This is a genomic window from Aeromicrobium sp. P2_G6, assembly GCF_056403535.1.
Genome location: NZ_JBFUFH010000001.1, coordinates 307,577 through 322,075, shown reverse-complemented (window position 1 = coordinate 322,075; position 14,499 = coordinate 307,577). Strand labels below are relative to the sequence as shown.

Genomic DNA, 14,499 nt, shown 5'->3' with positions numbered 1-14,499 from the left:
GAGGAGCTTTCCCATGGCGGAACGAACAGAGACCGGCCGGTCTCTCCCCGGCAAGGAGACGGAGCTGGCGCAAGGAAGCCTCGGCGTCTCGCACATCGTGTTCATGGTCATGGCGACGGTCGCTCCGGCCGGCGGTGCGGTCGCGATCCTGCCGCTCGCCATCGGCCTGGGCGTCGGCGTCGGCACGCCCGGCATGTACGTGTTCGTCATGGCGATCATGCTGCTGTTCGCCGTCGGCTTCACCAAAATGGTCCCGTACGTGCACAACGCGGGTGCCTTCTTCGCCTACATCGTCAAGGGGATCGGACGCCCCGTCGGTCTCGCGGGTGCCTACATGGCCACCACTGCGTACCTCGCGCTCGCGTCGGCGACCGGCGGGGCGATGGGCTTCTTCGCCGCAGGCAGTGCCAACAAGCTCTTCAACATCGACCTGCCGTGGTGGGTCTACACCCTCGTCGGCCTGGTCATCGTCTTCACGCTCGGCTACCTGAAGATCACCCTCGCGGCCAGCGTGCTCGGGGTCGCGCTGGTGCTCGAGCTCGTCGTCGTGCTGGTGCTGGACATTGCGATCATCGCGCAGAACGGCTTAAGCAGCCTGCCGGCCGCCTCGTTCAGCCTCGACAACGTCTTCGCCCCGGGTGTCGTGGGTGTCGGCATGATCTTCGCCTTCTCGTGCTACCAGGGCTTCGAGGGCACCGCGATCTATGCCGAGGAGGCCAAGGACCCCGAGCGCACCGTCCCGCGGGCGACCTACATCTCGATGGCCTGCATCGGCGTGTTCTTCGTGCTGACGTCGTGGGCGTTCCTCGCCAGCTCGGGCGGCGCGACCGCAGCGGCGGCCAAGAGCCCCGGCACGTTCGCGTTCGACCTCAGCGACGAGTTCGTCGGTTCGGCCTGGACGACGATCCTCGAGGTGCTCATCGTGACGAGCTGCTTCGCCGGCATGCTGGCCTTCCACAACGGGGCCTCGCGCTACATGTTCGCCCTCGGCCGCGACGGCTTCCTGCCGCGCCAGCTGCGCACCCTGCACCCCAAGCACCAGTCGCCCGTCGTCGCCGGTTCGACGGGCTACGTCGTCGAAACGCTCATCGTCATCGGCTTCGCCCTCGCCGGGCTCGACCCGCTCACCAACCTCTCGTCGGCCCTCACGGGCTTCGGTGCGGTCGGCCTGATGCTGCTGATCACCACGACGTCGCTGGCGGTCGTCGTGTACTTCGCCCGTCAGGGCATCTACGGCTGGGCGCAGACCGTCGCACCGGGCCTCTCGCTGATCGGATTCGGCGCTATCACCTACTTCGCCCTGACGAACTTCACCGCGATCACGGGCACCGACTCCAAGGTCATCAACGGCCTGCCGTACCTGCACCTGCTCACGATCGTCGTCGCGGTGGCCGTGGCGATGCGCGCACGCCAGGAGCGCCCGGAGACCTACGCGAACATGGGTCGGACACTTGTCGACTGACCTTGTCGACGCACCCGTGCGCCTAGGGTACGCCGACACACCGTTGGGCCAGCTGCACTACGCGGAGTCGGGATCGGGGGGCACGCCGGTTATCTGCCTGCACCAGACCCCCCGGTCCCACGACGAGTTCGCCGAGCTGATGCCGCTGGTCGGCCCGCACCATCGCATCATCGCGATGGACATGTACGGGTTCGGCCAGTCGGCCAAGCCCGAGGGGCCCCAGACCATCGAGCAGTACGCGTCGGGTGCTCTCCACCTGGCCGACGCGCTGGGCCTGGAGCGGTTCGCCGTGATGGGCCACCACACCGGGGCCGTCGTCGCCGTCGAGGTGGCGGCCGCTGCGCCCGAGAGGGTCGCAGGGATGATCCTGTCGTCGCCGGCCTACACCGGCCCCGAGTTCCGTGCCGCCCAGGCGAACGGCCCCGGCGGCGTCGACGACGCCGAGGTGGACGACGAGGGCGGTCACCTCGTCACGTGGTGGAACCAGCGCCGCCCTCACTACCCGACCGGGCGGCCGGACCTGCTCAACCGGTTCGTCCGCGACGCGCTGGCACCTGGCGTCGACCCGCTCGAGGGTCACGTCGCGTGCGCCCGCTACGCCATGGAGGACCGCATCGGGCTGGTCTCAGCCCCCGTCCTGATCGTGGGCGGCGACGCCGACCCGTTCTCGTTCCCTGACGTCGAGGTCGTGCGGGCCGAGCTCGTCGGCGCGCGCAGCGTCGAGGTCGCGGTCGTCGAGGGCGGCACGATCCCGATGACGGAACAGCTGCCGGAGGCGGTGACGGCCGCCGTGGTCCCGTTCCTGGACGGGCTCACGAAGGGCTAGACACGCGGCACGGGCACGATCGACGGTGGCGGCACCCCACGGGGTGTCGCCACCGTCGTCCGTGCAGGCGGCACACGGCCCGCTGAGCGAAACGCCGAACCCCTGCGGAGGTCGATGCGGTGGTTGTCTGGACGAGAACTTGCACGACGAAAGGACCCACCCCGTGCGCAACCCCTTGTTCGACTCCCTGACCGCAGATGAGATGCGCCGCGTGGCGGCCATCGTCCGGCGGGAGAACGTCGCCGAGCGTCCCGGCTTCTCCGCGGTCTACACCGACGAGCCCGACAAGCGGCTCCTGCGCGAAGGGGTCGACGTCGCACGGCGTGCACGCGTGCTGCTCGTCGACCGCGCGACGGGCGCCACCCACGACCTCGTCGTCGACCTCGACGCCGACGCCCTGGTCTCGTCGAAGCAGATCAACGACGGTGCGGCGCCCGTGCTGCTCGACGAGTTCGACCTGGTGCCGGATCTCATCAAGAAGGACCCGCGCTACATCGAGGCACTCGCCAAGCGCGGCATCACCGACATGGACAAGGTGCAGATCGATCCGTGGGGCGTCGCCAACATGGCGGTGCCGGGCGTGCTCGACTACGCCGTCGAGGGACGCCGGCTGGCCGGCTCGGTCACGTACTACCGCGACTTCCCGTCCGACAACGGCTACGCCCACCCCGTCGAGGGCGTCATCGCCGTCGTCGACCTGGTGACCCTCGAGGTCCTTGAGGTGCACGACTTCGGCGTGCGCCCGATGAACAAGGAGCAGGCCAACTACACCGCTGACGCCAACCAGCCGATGCGCACCGACATCGCGCCGCTGGAGATCACCCAGCCCCAGGGCGTCGGCTTCACGATCGATGGCCCCGAGCTGACGTGGCAGAAGTGGCGCTTCCGCATCAACTGGCACCCGCTCGAGGGTCTCGTGCTGCACGCCGTGGAGTACCAAGACGACGGCGAGTACCGCTCGGTGCTGCACCGCGCCTCGCTCGGCGAGATGGTCGTCCCCTACGGCGACCCGTCCAAAGAGCACTTCTGGCGCAGCGCCTTCGACGCCGGCGAGTTCGGCCTCGGCAAGCTGGCCAACTCCCTGCGCCTGGGCTGCGACTGCCTCGGCGAGATCGTCTACCTCGACGCCGTCAACGCCAGCGAGGACGGCGAGCCGACCACGGTCGAGAACGCGATCTGCATCCATGAGGAGGACGCCGGCATCCTCTGGAAGCACACCGACTGGGTGACCGGCGACGTCGACGTGCGTCGCTCGCGCAAGCTCGTCGTCAGCTTCATCGCGACGGTCGGCAACTACCACTACGGCTTCTACTGGAACTTCTTCCAGGACGCCTCGATCCAGGTCGAGGTCAAGCTGCTGGGCATCGTGCAGACCCGCGCGGTCGAGAAGGGTGAGACGTCGAAGCACGGCACGCGCATCGCGGAGAACCTCGTCGCGACCTACCACCAGCACCTGTTCTCGTTCCGCCTCGACCCCGAGGTCGACGGCTGGGAGAACACGGTCGTGCAGAACGACGCCTACGGCGTGCCGGTGGGCCCCGACAACCCGTACGGCAACGCGATCGGCGTCCAGCGCACCGTCATCGACCACGAGCTGGCGGGTGACGACCACACCAACACGCAGACGTCGCGGAACTGGTCGGTCGTCAACCGATCGAAGACCAACGCGTGGGGCAACCCGGTGGGCTACAAGTTCCTGCCCGGCTGGTCGTCGGCCACGATGCTCGCCCAGGCTCCGTCGCTGGTGGCCAAGCGGGCCGGCTTCGCGGCCCGCAACATGTGGGTCACGCCCTACTCGCCCGACGAGATGCGTCCGAGCGGCGACTTCCCGAACCAGAGCCGGTCGGGCGACGGTCTGCCCCGCTGGACGGCGGCCGACCGGCCGACCGAGGACACCGACGTCGTGCTCTGGCACACGCTCGGCGTGACGCACGTGCCGCGGGCCGAGGACTGGCCCGTCATGCCGACGGAGGTGGCGGGCTTCATGCTGATGCCGGCCAACTTCTTTGACAAGAACCCCGCCCTCGACGTTCCCGCCTCGCAGTCCGCCCACACCGGCGGCAGCGGTCACGGCGACCGCACCACCGACCAGCACTGCCACTGACGTGTCGGCCCCAGGAAGGACCCTCATGGACACCAGCAGCACCCGCTCGCCCGGCCGGGCGAACCGCCCGGCGCGAGACTTCGCGGCGACGGCGATCCCCGTCGTGGCGGTCACCTGCTTCGCGGTGCACGTCGTGCTGCTCGTGGCGACCGGCACGTCGATGCTGACGATGAGCGTGACGATGCTGGTGCTGTCGGGCCTGTGCGTCGCGTGCACGTCGCGGGCCGGATCGACGCACGGCCGGCGTGACCACTCGGTCGCCGCGGCGGTGGCGCTGACGATGATCGTGGTGCACCTGCTGATGATGTCGTCGGGTGTCGGGGGCCACGCTGGCATGGACCATGCCGCGATGGGCCACGCGGGCATGCAGATGGCGTCGTCGGACGGGCAGGTGTCGTCCGGCTTCGTCGACGGGCTGATGAACGCGGGCCTGGCCCTCGCAGCCATGCAGGTCGTGCTGTCCGCCGGGGCAGCGCTGCGTCCGAGCCGTCGGAGCATCGCATGAGCGCGGCGAGTCGCAATGCCTACGCCCCGACCGCCGACTACCTTCAGCTGATCGGTGGCGACTGGGTCACCGGCTCCGGGACGTTCGAGGCGATCGACCCGAGCGTCGGCACGCCGTGGGCGCTGCTCGCCCAGGGCTCGGCCGACGACGTCGAGCGGGCGGTGGCGGCCGCCAAGGCCGCGTTCCGCGACTGGCGGCGGACGACGGTCGACCGTCGTCAGGCCGTGCTGCTGGAGATCGCCGATCGCTTCGAGGCCGACAGCGAGCGGTTCGCCTCGCTGCTGGCCACCGAGAACGGCCGTCCGATCCGCGAGGCGTTCATCGCCGACATCCCGACGGTGCAGGCCATCTTCCGCTTCTACGCCGGCGCGATCCGGGCGTTCAACGGCGAGCAGATCCCGCTGGCGAACCCCGACACCCTGCTCTACACCAAGCGCGAGCCTCTGGGCGTCGTGGCGGCGGTGCTGTCGTGGAACTCGCCGATCATCACCGTCGCCAACAAGGTGGCTCCGGCGATCGCGGCCGGCAACACCATCGTGGTCAAGCCGTCGGAGTACGCCTCGGCGAGCATCCTCGAGCTCGCGGCCGTCATCGGCGACGCCCTGCCGCCCGGAGTGCTCAACATCGTCACCGGCGTCGGTCCCGAGACCGGGGCTGCGCTCGTGTCGCACCCCGACATCGCCAAGATCACCTTCACGGGCGGTCCTGCCACCGCGACCGCGATCCTCGGGTCCGCGGCCCGCACGCTCACGCCCAGCCTGATGGAGCTAGGTGGCAAGGGACCGATGATCGTCGCGGCCGACGCCGACCTCGAGGTCGCGGTGCAGGACGCCCTGATGGGCATCTACCTGGCCAACGGCGAGGCGTGCATCGCGTCGTCGCGGCTGCTGCTGCACGACGACATCCACGACGAGTTTGTGGCCCGCTTCAGCGAGGTGGCCCGCAGCATCACGGTCGGCGACGCGACTGATCCGGCTAGCGAGATGGGGCCCCTGGTGTCCCGTCAACAGCTCGACCTCGTCCGGGGACACCTCGACGGTGCACGCGCCGAGGGTGTCACGGTCGTGGTGGGGGACGAGGAGCTCGACCTCGACCCCTCGCTCGCCGGGGGCTTCTACCAACGGCCCGTGCTGCTCGCAGATCCCGCGGGCGCAGCCACCATCACGCGCAGCGAGGTGTTCGGTCCCGTGACGGTCGCCGAGCGCTTCAGCACCGATGAGGAGGCGATCGCCCGGGCGAACGCCAACCGCTACGGTCTCGCGGCCGGCGTCTGGACCAACGACCTGCGCCGCGCCCACCGCATGGCCGACGAGCTCGACGCCGGCATCGTCTGGGTCAACCGCTGGTTCGACCTGGCACCGGGCATGCCGATGGGCGGCCGGGGCGACAGCGGCTTCGGGCGCGAGCTGTCGTTCGAGACGCTGCGCGAGTACAGCGCGGTCAAGTCTGTCAACATCGACCTGAGCACGGATCGTCCGCCGCTGTGGGGGCTGTCCGGTCGGTGACCGGATCGTGATTGGCTGTCCACATGGACTCCATCCCCGGAGGCGCTCGTGAGGACGAGCGGCTCTCCAGCAAGGACAGGCTCCTCGACGCCGCGATCCAGATCGCGGGTCGAGAAGGCCTGTCAGCGGTGACCTACCGGGCGGTGGCCGCACGGGCCGGCGTCGCGCACGGTCTGGTGCGGCACCACTTCGGCACGCGCGAGCAGCTGCTCAACGAGGCCTTCCGCCACGCCGCCGAGCAGGACTCCGACGGCGTGCGTCTGAGGGCGGACAGCGTCGAGGAGTTCGCCTCGACGTTCGTCGAGTACTTCAACGCTTCGTGGGAGCGATCGGTGCTGCAGTTCGATGAGACCACGCAGGCCATCCGCGGCGCCCTTCCCATGGATAACATCCGCCTGCAGTACGAGGGCTACATCGACAAGGTGCGCGAGACCTTCGCCGCCGTCGGCGTCGACGACCCGGACGGTCGTGTCGCGTCCCTGGTGTTCGCGGCCCTCGACGGCCTCGCGCTGCAGCACCTGATCTTCCGCGATGACCTGCGCACCGAGCAGTTGCTCGACGCGCTGCGCGACATCCTCGCCCGCCTCGCGGACTGAGCCGAGCTCAGCGGGTGCGTCAGGTGCCGGAGGTGATGGCCTCGACGGCAGCGACCACGCGGTCGTCGTCGGGTGTGACGGCCGGGCGGAACCGCGACACGACCGTGCCGTCAGCCGCGATGAGGAACTTCTCGAAGTTCCACTCCACGTCGCCGGCCTCACCGTCGTCGTCGGGCATGGCGACCAGCGTCGCGTAGACGGGGTGGCGTCCCTCGCCGTTGACGTCGACCTTGTCGGTCATCGGGAACGTCACGCCGTACGTCGTCGAGCAGAAGTCGGCGATCTCGCCGGACGTGCCCGGCTCCTGGCCACCGAACTGGTTGCACGGCACGCCGATCACCGTGAAGCCACGGTCGGCGTACTTCTCGTGCAGCTGCTCGAGCGCGGTGTACTGCGGGGTGAGGCCGCACTTCGAGGCGACGTTGACGAGCAGCGCGGGACGGCCGCCCGTGATCGCGCCGAGAGTCGTCTGCGTGCCGTCGAGGCGGGTGATCGGTGCGTCGAGAATCTTCATGTCCCGAGGCTAGCGACGACGCGCCCGGCGCAGTCCCTTCCGGTTCTGCTCACCAAGACGACGCGTCGACGACAGCGCGGGTGACGTCCTCACCCGCCTGGTCTGCTGATCAGTGCTGCGTCGAGGGAGGCGGGAGCGCCCACGCGCCGTCCGGCGACGGCGCTCGCGGACGCGGCGACGGCCAGGGCCGCGGCTGCCACGAGCCACGCGTCGAGATAGCCGGTCCCGTCGGCCACCGCCCCGAACACCAGGGGCCCGGCCACGCTGCCACCGAACAGCCCGCTCTGCATCACCCCGGTCACCGATGCCAGGCGTCCGCTCCACACCCGCGTGATCACGATGTTGAGCAGCCCGGTCCATCCCCAGCCGCAGCCGAAGGCGAACGCGATGCCGACCAGGTAGCCGGCCGTCGTGCCTGTGCCGACCAGCACGATGCCGAGGACGCCGGTGAGCTGCAGTCCGGCGATGTCGAGCAGCAGACGGCGGGGCGTATGATCGCCCCAGCGCCACGACGTGAGCATGCGGCCGGCGATGCAGCACAGGCTGCCGAGCACGAGCCCGCCGGCAGCCACGGCGGGGGACAGCCCGGACGAGAGCCCGCTGGCGACGCCAAAGACCGCCACGGCCGTGGCCGCCGCCGAGCCCATGAATCCTCCGATGCACAGGGCGAGCAACGTGCCACGGTGCGCCAGTCTCGATGACCCGCGAGCCCGGCGCGGGGCGCGGGGCAGGCCCCCAGGCATGCGGGGCACGACGAGCTGCGGCAACAGGGTCGCGACCAGCAGGATCACCATGGCCTGCCGCCAGGGCCGCACGTCGTCGAACGACGCGAGCAGCAGCCCGGCCAGGAGCGTTGCCGCCGGCACAGCCGACTGGACGATGCCGAAGACCGCGCTCTGTCGACATCCGGTGACCGCGGTGGCCAGGGTGCCGTTCGAGGCGGGCTGGATCACGGCGTTGGCCATCCCGAGCGCCACGAAGGCCGTCGCCAACGTCGCCGGGCCCTGGGCGACGGCGACGAGGGCGACACCGAGGCTGGCCAGGGCCGCTGCGAGCCGCAGCGCGCGTGAGGGACCCACGCGCTGCACGACGAGTCCTCCGAGGGGGCTGGCCACCGCCGCGACCAGGTAGCCGAAGGACACGGTGCCGGCGAGGGCCGGGACCGACAGCCCGAGATCGGCCGAGATGCCGGGACCCATCGTCCCGACGACGAACGGGGGAGCGGCCACCATGGTCATCGACAGTGCGGCCGCCGCGACAGCCCTCATCGGGCCGTGAAGCCTCCGTCGACGTGCACGACCGAACCGGTCGTCCACCCGGCCTCGGGAGCGAGCAGGCCGGCGACGGCATGCGCGACGTCGTCGGGGCTGCCCCATCGTCCGATCGGGATCGAGGACGTGAACGCGGCCTCGGTTGCGCGGTCGGCCTCCGTGCCGTGCTGGTCGGCGTTCATGGGGGTGCGCACCGGGCCGGGGGCGACGCAGTTGACCGTGACGCCGTCGGCTGCGACCTCGAGCGCGATCGACCGGGTCATCGCGGCCACGGCGCCCTTGGTCGCCGCGTAGCCCGAGCGGTCGGCGGCCCCCACCGACCCCAGCACCGAGCCGATCGTCACGATGCGACCGTGCTGCTGCTCGACCATCGTCGGCAGCACTGCGCGGACGGCGAGCCACGTACCCACGACGTTGGTCTCGAGCGCGGCACGCAGCTCGTCGACAGGCAGGTCGGTGACGCTGCCCCGCGCCAGTCGGCCCGCGGCGGTCACGAGGCCGGAGACCTGGCCCCACCGCTCGGCGCAGAGGGCGACGGCGTGGGCCAGGACGTCGGGGTCGGTCGTGTCGCCGACCGCGACGGTCATCATCTCGGGATCGACCCCGGAGTTGACCAGCTGTGCCATCGCGCCGTCCGCCCGCTCGCGGTCACGTCCCAGCATCACGACGGGGCGTCCGTCGGCGACGAGTCGCCGGGCCACGCCGCAACCAATGCCGCTGGTCCCGCCCGTGACGACGACCGGACGCAGCCCGGTCATGCGCTGTAGTCGGCCGTGAACTGCGTGTCGACGCCGACGGGGCCCAGCTTCTGCGATCCACCCGGGTCGCCGAGCGCCTCGTCGCGACCCGGGAGGGGCAGCTCGAAGAAGGCGACCGAGTCGGCCAGGAACTCGCCGAGCTCGGGGTCCTTGCGTGCCTTGCGGTCGACGAAGACGGCGCTGACGGGGCACTCGACCTCGCACGCGCCGCAGTCGATGCACTCGTTGGCGTTGATGTAGCTGCGGCGGTCGCCGATGTAGATGCAGTCGACCGGGCAGACCTCGATGCAGGAGCGGTCGAGGACGTCGATGCAGTCGGATCCGATCACGTAGGCCATCAGATGTCTCCTTGTTCCTGGGGTGCGTCCGTGGGTGGGGCGGTTCAGGCGCCGTCGGTCGAGTGACCGGGGAAGAGCACGAGATCGGGATCGAGGTCGACCGCGACGTGGTTCATGGCGGTGGCGACCTCACCGAAGCCGACCGACATGAGCTTGACCTTGCCGTCGTAGTCGGTGACGTCGCCGGCGGCGTACACGCGGGGCAGGTTGGTGCGACCGGACCGGTCGACCGCGATGGACCGGCCGAGCAGCTCGACGCCCCACTCGCGCAGCGGGCCGAGATCGCTGATGAACCCGAGCGCTGCGATGACGTGGTCGCACGAGACGACGGTCTCGGTGCCGTCCTTGGCCTGCAGGGTCACCTTCTGCAGCACCTCGGCGGTGGCGTCGCCGTGCAGCGCGACGACCTCGGTGTCGGTGTGGATCGCCGTGGGGCCGCTGCGCACGCGGTCGAGCGTCGCGGCGTGACCACGGAAGGCGGCACGGCGGTGCACCAGCGTCACCGAGCGCGCGATGGTCCCGAGCGCGTCGGCCCAGTCGAGGGCCGAGTCGCCGCCGCCGACGATGACGACGTCCTGGTCGGCGTGCTTCGAGGGGTCGACGACGAAGTACGACAGTCCGTTGCCGACCCACTCGTCACCCGTGCCGAGCGCGCGCGGCGTCGGCGTGCCGATGCCGGCCGTGATGACGACCGCTCCGGCCCGCAGCACCGTCCCGTCGTCGAGCGTCAGGACGGGGGCCTCGTCGACGTGCTCGAGGTTCACGGCTTGGCGTCCGAGCAGGTAGGTGGGCTCGTAGGTGGCGGCCTGCTCGACGAGGTTGGCCACGAAGTCGCGACCGCGGATGGACGGCAGCGCCGCGACGTCGCGAATCTGCTTCTCGGGGTAGAGGGCCATGACCTGGCCGCCGGGCTGCGGCAGCACGTCCACCACGACGGTCGACAGGCCGCGGAAGCCCGCGTAGTAGGCGCCGTAGAGACCGGTCGGGCCGGCACCGACGATGACGACGTCGGTCTCGATGACGGTGGACGGTGCGCTCACGACAGCTCCTCGCTAGGTGATCACAGGGGGTGATCGGGTCCGACGGACTCTAGGTGGGCTGGGTCACCATGGCACCGATCCGGGATCGCTGAGCGGAATCCACGCTTTCTGGTGTGGTGCCTGTCCACGAAGTCCGCTGGGCGAACCGGGACGGTTGTCGCCGCGAGACTCCGATGGTCTGCTGATGCACCTACGACCCCGAAGACCTGGAGCAGAGACGATGAGCGAGACGCTGGATTCGCAAGCCGCACCGGCGGCCGAGCGCGCCCCCAAGAAGACCGCGCCGACCTCGGAGCGTCCCAAGACGTCGGCCAAGCGCCGGCACGACGGACACCTGCCGGGACGTCAGGACTGGTCGAGCTGGCCTCACTACCAGGCGGCGGCCGCGGGCTTCCGTGGCTACTGGTACCCCGTCGTCTACTCCTCCCAGGTCGGCGAGCGACCCGTGCGGGTCAAGCTGCTCGGCGAGGACATCTTCGTCATTCGCGACAAGGGCGTCGTCCGTGGCATGGCCAACCGGTGCCCGCACCGCGGCGTCCCGCTGAGCTACGGCAACAAGCAGTTCCCCGGCACGATCTCCTGCGTCTACCACGGCTGGACGTTCGACCTCGAGACCGGCGACTTGAAGGCCGCCATCACCGACGGTCCTGAGTCGCCGATCTGCGGCAAGGTCACGCAGCCGACGTACCACGTCGAGGAGCGCCTCGGGATGGTCTGGATCTTCGTGGGCGACGGCGAGGAGCCGCACCCCATCGACGAGCAGCTGCCCGAGGAGCTCGTGAGCAATGCGGCCGTCATCGGCTCGCGCATGATGCCCCGCGAGGGCAACTGGCGCTTCGCGTGCGAGAACGGCTACGACGAGGGGCACGCCAAGTACCTGCACCGCACCGCGCTGTGGCGCCTGTTCAAGGCCATGCCGGTCTGGAACACCACCAAGATCGTTAAGCGCGGCCGCTGGATCTACCGCGTGCAGCAGGAGCAGTACTGGGACGCCGACTTCCCCGAGCTGGGCAAGTGGACGGGCCAAGCCTGGTACAAGTCCAAGCCGCCGAAGATGACGACCAACATCGGCAACACGGGCTCGCACCGCGAGGTCAACCCGGTCATCGCCGAGCAGGACTTCCCGGGCTTCGCCTCGGTGTCGATGCCCGGCGTGCTGCGCATCGCGTACCCGACCTTCATCCACTACGAGTTCTACGTGCCGACGGACGCCGACAACCACCTCTACGTGGGTGTCATGGCCGACTTCAAGAAGGGCCTGAAGACGATCCCCTTCTACTTCAAGTACCTCGGCGCCGTCCGCTGGCTGTTTCACGGCCAGTTCTCGGGCCAGGACAAGTGGATGGTCGAGGTCACCGACGCCCCGCCGGAGAAGCTCTACCGTCCCGACGACTCGCTGCTGCAGTGGCGCAAGCTCGCCGAGGACACCACCGAGGACCGGGTCGACGCGCTGGCCGAGCAGGGCATCGACGTGCCCGAGCCGGCCTGACCACCACCCACCGAGCAGCGACGTAGGCAAGGAGCACCATGGCATCAATCGTGCTGGGAGTGGCGGCATCGCACTCCACCCTCATGAACACCCACTGGGACAAGGTCGTCCACACCGACCGCGCCGAGGCGTTCCGTGACGGCCTGGCCGCCGCGCGCGACCGCATCGCCGCGGCGGCACCGGACGTCGTGGTGCTGGTTGGGTCGAACCACTTCCGCGGGTTCTGGCTCGACATGATCCCGTCGTTCACGATGGGGGTGGGTGAGGTCATCGCCGCTGGCGACGGCGGCACCCCCAAGGGGCCGCAAAAGACCGATCCGGAGTTCGCGCAGGCCTTGGCCCAGCAGCTGGTCAACCGTGGCACCGAGGTCGCGATCTCGGCCCGTCTGCAGATCGACCACGGCCAGGCGCACGCAATCCAGTACCTGCTCGACGGCATCCACGTGCCGGTCGTGCCGCTGGTCGTCAACGTGTTCGCCGCACCGCTGCCGACGATGCCGCGCGTGGCCGAGCTGGGTGCCAACATCACCCGCGCGGTCGCCGAGATCGGCGGCGACAAGCGTGTCGTCGTCATCGCGTCGGGCGGGCTCTCGCACCAGCTCCCGTGGCCCAGCGACTGGACCGCCCCCGAGGGCGACGACGAGGAGTTCCTGGTCGACGCCTGGCTCAACGGGCGCGGCGAGTGGGAGCGCTACAACGACCGGCGTCGCGAGATCATCGTGTCCGCGCAGCCCACGATCTTCCCCGAGTTCGACGAGAAGTGGCTTGCCGACCTCGAGAAGGGCGACATGCGGCAGTACGCCGAGCTGACCACGGAGCAGATCGCCGAGGTCGCCGGGAACGGCGGCCAGGAGTTGCGCACGTGGATGGTCATGATCGCCGCCCTCGGCTTCGCGCCGGGCAAGGCGTTGGCCTACTCCGAGATGCCCGAGTGGCTCACCGGCATGGGCGTCGCCGTGATCGAGCCCTCCGAGACCACGACCCAGGACGGACACCGATGACGATCGACACCACCTCGCCGGCGCTCACCTCGCCCGCTGCGGGACCGGCACCCGAGAGCAAGTTCGCGACCGCTGACGGCGTGAGCTACCACTACTACGAGCTCGGCGCGGGCCCCGACACGATCTTCCTGCACGGCGGTGGCCCCGGCTGCACGGCGTGGAGCGACTTCGGACCCGTCGCGCCGTACTTCACAGAGGACCGGCACTGCGTGCTGGTCGACATCCTGCAGTACGGGCAGTCCGAGAAGTGCCTCATCACGGGGCCTATGTGGGACTTCCACGCTGCCAAGACCATCGCCCTCATGGACGAGCTCGGGATCGAGAAGGCCGACTTCATCTGCAACTCGTGGGGCGGCACGATCGCGCTCAACCTCGCGGCTCTCTACCCCGACCGCGTGCGGTCGCTCGTGGTGACGGGCAGCATGCCGGTGTTCTACGGCCCCCTGGCACCGCTCCCCGAGCGCGGCCACCGCGGCCGCACGGCCCGAGACGTCTACTACGGCGGTGAGGGGCCCACCCGCGAGAAGATGCGCAAGCTCATCACGTCGCTCGAGTGGTTCGACGCCGACCGCCTGCCCGAGGAGACCCTCGACATGCGGTTCGAGCAGAGCCTCGACGAGGGCGAGCGCGGCCTGGCCGCGATGTCGGACTCGCCGCGCGGCGAGTGGCAGGACCTGACGGAGCGTCTCGGCCAGATCGAGGCACCGACGCTGTTCATGTGGGGTCGCGAGGACGCCTTCCTGACGCCCGACTACCCGATGATGCTGGCGCGCATGGTGCAGCGGGGCAACCTGCACGTCATGGACCACGTGTCCCACCACCTGCAGGAGGAGCGCCCCGGTGCCTTCCACGCCGTCGTCGACGGCTTCCTGCGGGCCATCGACCACCGCTGACGCATCCCAGCCCACCTAGGAAGAGGCATCCATGAAGCTCATCACCATCGCGCTCGCCGCGGTCGCCGTCCTTGCTGGCGGACGAGTCGTCAGCCACCGGCTTGCGACGCACCAGCGCATCATCCCCAACCCGCTGGCCCGCGTGAACACGCAGGTCCACCGCATCAACCAGTGACCACTCGCGGCACCAAGCCGCG

15 protein-coding genes are annotated in these 14,499 nt (G+C 69.9%); 10 read left to right on the top strand and 5 right to left on the bottom strand.

From position 1 onward, the window contains the following. The first annotated feature begins 13 nt into the window (after nt 1–13). The 6 genes from AC1DVU_RS01590 (at nt 14) to AC1DVU_RS01565 (ending at nt 6,998) form a co-directional block, all read left to right on the top strand. Nucleotides 14–1,462, top strand: a complete 1,449-nt coding sequence (locus tag AC1DVU_RS01590; protein ID WP_476920669.1) for an APC family permease — start codon at nt 14–16, stop codon at nt 1,460–1,462. Beyond that, nucleotides 1,452–2,288, top strand: a complete 837-nt coding sequence (locus AC1DVU_RS01585) for an alpha/beta fold hydrolase (protein ID WP_476920668.1) — start codon at nt 1,452–1,454, stop codon at nt 2,286–2,288. The genes AC1DVU_RS01590 and AC1DVU_RS01585 overlap by 11 nt, the downstream gene beginning before the upstream one ends. A 163-nt stretch (nt 2,289–2,451) precedes the next feature. After that, nucleotides 2,452–4,392: a primary-amine oxidase gene (locus AC1DVU_RS01580; protein WP_476920667.1), complete on the top strand. Its 1,941-nt coding sequence runs from the start codon at nt 2,452–2,454 to the stop codon at nt 4,390–4,392. Nucleotides 4,393–4,417: 25 nt separating this feature from the next. Next, nucleotides 4,418–4,897, top strand: a complete 480-nt coding sequence (locus AC1DVU_RS01575; protein ID WP_476920666.1) for a hypothetical protein — start codon at nt 4,418–4,420, stop codon at nt 4,895–4,897. Continuing rightward, nucleotides 4,894–6,402, top strand: a complete 1,509-nt coding sequence (locus AC1DVU_RS01570; protein ID WP_476920665.1) for an aldehyde dehydrogenase family protein — start codon at nt 4,894–4,896, stop codon at nt 6,400–6,402. The genes AC1DVU_RS01575 and AC1DVU_RS01570 overlap by 4 nt, the downstream gene beginning before the upstream one ends. A gap of 23 nt (nt 6,403–6,425) precedes the next feature. After that, nucleotides 6,426–6,998, top strand: coding sequence for a TetR/AcrR family transcriptional regulator (locus AC1DVU_RS01565; protein ID WP_476920664.1), 573 nt, complete (start codon nt 6,426–6,428; stop codon nt 6,996–6,998). A gap of 19 nt (nt 6,999–7,017) precedes the next feature. On the opposite strand, the gene AC1DVU_RS01560 is transcribed toward AC1DVU_RS01565, so the two are convergent. From AC1DVU_RS01560 to AC1DVU_RS01540, 5 genes are all read right to left on the bottom strand, one after another. Then, complete coding sequence (locus tag AC1DVU_RS01560; protein WP_476920663.1) at nt 7,018–7,512, bottom strand: glutathione peroxidase; 495 nt, start codon at nt 7,510–7,512, stop codon at nt 7,018–7,020. Nucleotides 7,513–7,601: 89 nt separating this feature from the next. Then, a complete protein-coding gene (locus tag AC1DVU_RS01555) occupies nt 7,602–8,780 on the bottom strand; it encodes an MFS transporter (protein ID WP_476920662.1) in 1,179 nt (392 codons plus the stop codon). After that, on the bottom strand, nt 8,777–9,541 hold the full coding sequence (locus AC1DVU_RS01550; protein ID WP_476920661.1) for an SDR family NAD(P)-dependent oxidoreductase: 765 nt from the start codon (nt 9,539–9,541) through the stop codon (nt 8,777–8,779). Before AC1DVU_RS01550 ends, AC1DVU_RS01555 begins: the two co-directional genes overlap by 4 nt. Continuing rightward, nucleotides 9,538–9,879: an indolepyruvate ferredoxin oxidoreductase subunit alpha gene (locus AC1DVU_RS01545; RefSeq protein ID WP_476920660.1), complete on the bottom strand. Its 342-nt coding sequence runs from the start codon at nt 9,877–9,879 to the stop codon at nt 9,538–9,540. Before AC1DVU_RS01545 ends, AC1DVU_RS01550 begins: the two co-directional genes overlap by 4 nt. Before the next feature lie 44 nt (nt 9,880–9,923). Then, nucleotides 9,924–10,919 carry an NAD(P)/FAD-dependent oxidoreductase gene (locus AC1DVU_RS01540; RefSeq protein WP_476920659.1) on the bottom strand — a complete coding sequence of 332 codons (996 nt, stop codon included), beginning with the start codon at nt 10,917–10,919 and terminating at the stop codon, nt 9,924–9,926. A 220-nt stretch (nt 10,920–11,139) separates the two neighbouring features. On the opposite strand from AC1DVU_RS01540, the gene AC1DVU_RS01535 reads away from it, so the two are divergent. The 4 genes from AC1DVU_RS01535 to AC1DVU_RS01520 are packed head-to-tail and all read left to right on the top strand — an operon-like array spanning nt 11,140 to nt 14,477. After that, nucleotides 11,140–12,408 carry an aromatic ring-hydroxylating oxygenase subunit alpha gene (locus tag AC1DVU_RS01535; RefSeq protein ID WP_476920658.1) on the top strand — a complete coding sequence of 423 codons (1,269 nt, stop codon included), beginning with the start codon at nt 11,140–11,142 and terminating at the stop codon, nt 12,406–12,408. Nucleotides 12,409–12,446: 38 nt separating this feature from the next. Beyond that, nucleotides 12,447–13,409 carry a DODA-type extradiol aromatic ring-opening family dioxygenase gene (locus AC1DVU_RS01530; RefSeq protein ID WP_476920657.1) on the top strand — a complete coding sequence of 321 codons (963 nt, stop codon included), beginning with the start codon at nt 12,447–12,449 and terminating at the stop codon, nt 13,407–13,409. Further along, entirely contained in the window at nt 13,406–14,302 is an 897-nt protein-coding gene (locus AC1DVU_RS01525; protein ID WP_476920656.1) for an alpha/beta fold hydrolase, read from the top strand. Before AC1DVU_RS01530 ends, AC1DVU_RS01525 begins: the two co-directional genes overlap by 4 nt. Nucleotides 14,303–14,333: 31 nt before the next feature. Continuing rightward, nucleotides 14,334–14,477, top strand: a complete 144-nt coding sequence (locus AC1DVU_RS01520; RefSeq protein ID WP_476920655.1) for a hypothetical protein — start codon at nt 14,334–14,336, stop codon at nt 14,475–14,477. Nucleotides 14,478–14,499 lie beyond the last annotated feature (22 nt).

What these genes read in the sequence shown, in the direction of transcription:
- AC1DVU_RS01520 (WP_476920655.1), top strand. Translation starts at nt 14,334, where the DNA reads ATGAAGCTCATCACCATCGCGCTCGCCGCGGTCGCCGTCCTTGCTGGC.
- AC1DVU_RS01555 (WP_476920662.1), bottom strand. Translation starts at nt 8,780, where the DNA reads ATGAGGGCTGTCGCGGCGGCCGCACTGTCGATGACCATGGTGGCCGCT.
- AC1DVU_RS01590 (WP_476920669.1), top strand. Translation starts at nt 14, where the DNA reads ATGGCGGAACGAACAGAGACCGGCCGGTCTCTCCCCGGCAAGGAGACG.
- AC1DVU_RS01570 (WP_476920665.1), top strand. Translation starts at nt 4,894, where the DNA reads ATGAGCGCGGCGAGTCGCAATGCCTACGCCCCGACCGCCGACTACCTT.
- AC1DVU_RS01535 (WP_476920658.1), top strand. Translation starts at nt 11,140, where the DNA reads ATGAGCGAGACGCTGGATTCGCAAGCCGCACCGGCGGCCGAGCGCGCC.
- AC1DVU_RS01525 (WP_476920656.1), top strand. Translation starts at nt 13,406, where the DNA reads ATGACGATCGACACCACCTCGCCGGCGCTCACCTCGCCCGCTGCGGGA.
- AC1DVU_RS01560 (WP_476920663.1), bottom strand. Translation starts at nt 7,512, where the DNA reads ATGAAGATTCTCGACGCACCGATCACCCGCCTCGACGGCACGCAGACG.
- AC1DVU_RS01565 (WP_476920664.1), top strand. Translation starts at nt 6,426, where the DNA reads ATGGACTCCATCCCCGGAGGCGCTCGTGAGGACGAGCGGCTCTCCAGC.
- AC1DVU_RS01530 (WP_476920657.1), top strand. Translation starts at nt 12,447, where the DNA reads ATGGCATCAATCGTGCTGGGAGTGGCGGCATCGCACTCCACCCTCATG.
- AC1DVU_RS01545 (WP_476920660.1), bottom strand. Translation starts at nt 9,879, where the DNA reads ATGGCCTACGTGATCGGATCCGACTGCATCGACGTCCTCGACCGCTCC.
- AC1DVU_RS01575 (WP_476920666.1), top strand. Translation starts at nt 4,418, where the DNA reads ATGGACACCAGCAGCACCCGCTCGCCCGGCCGGGCGAACCGCCCGGCG.
- AC1DVU_RS01550 (WP_476920661.1), bottom strand. Translation starts at nt 9,541, where the DNA reads ATGACCGGGCTGCGTCCGGTCGTCGTCACGGGCGGGACCAGCGGCATT.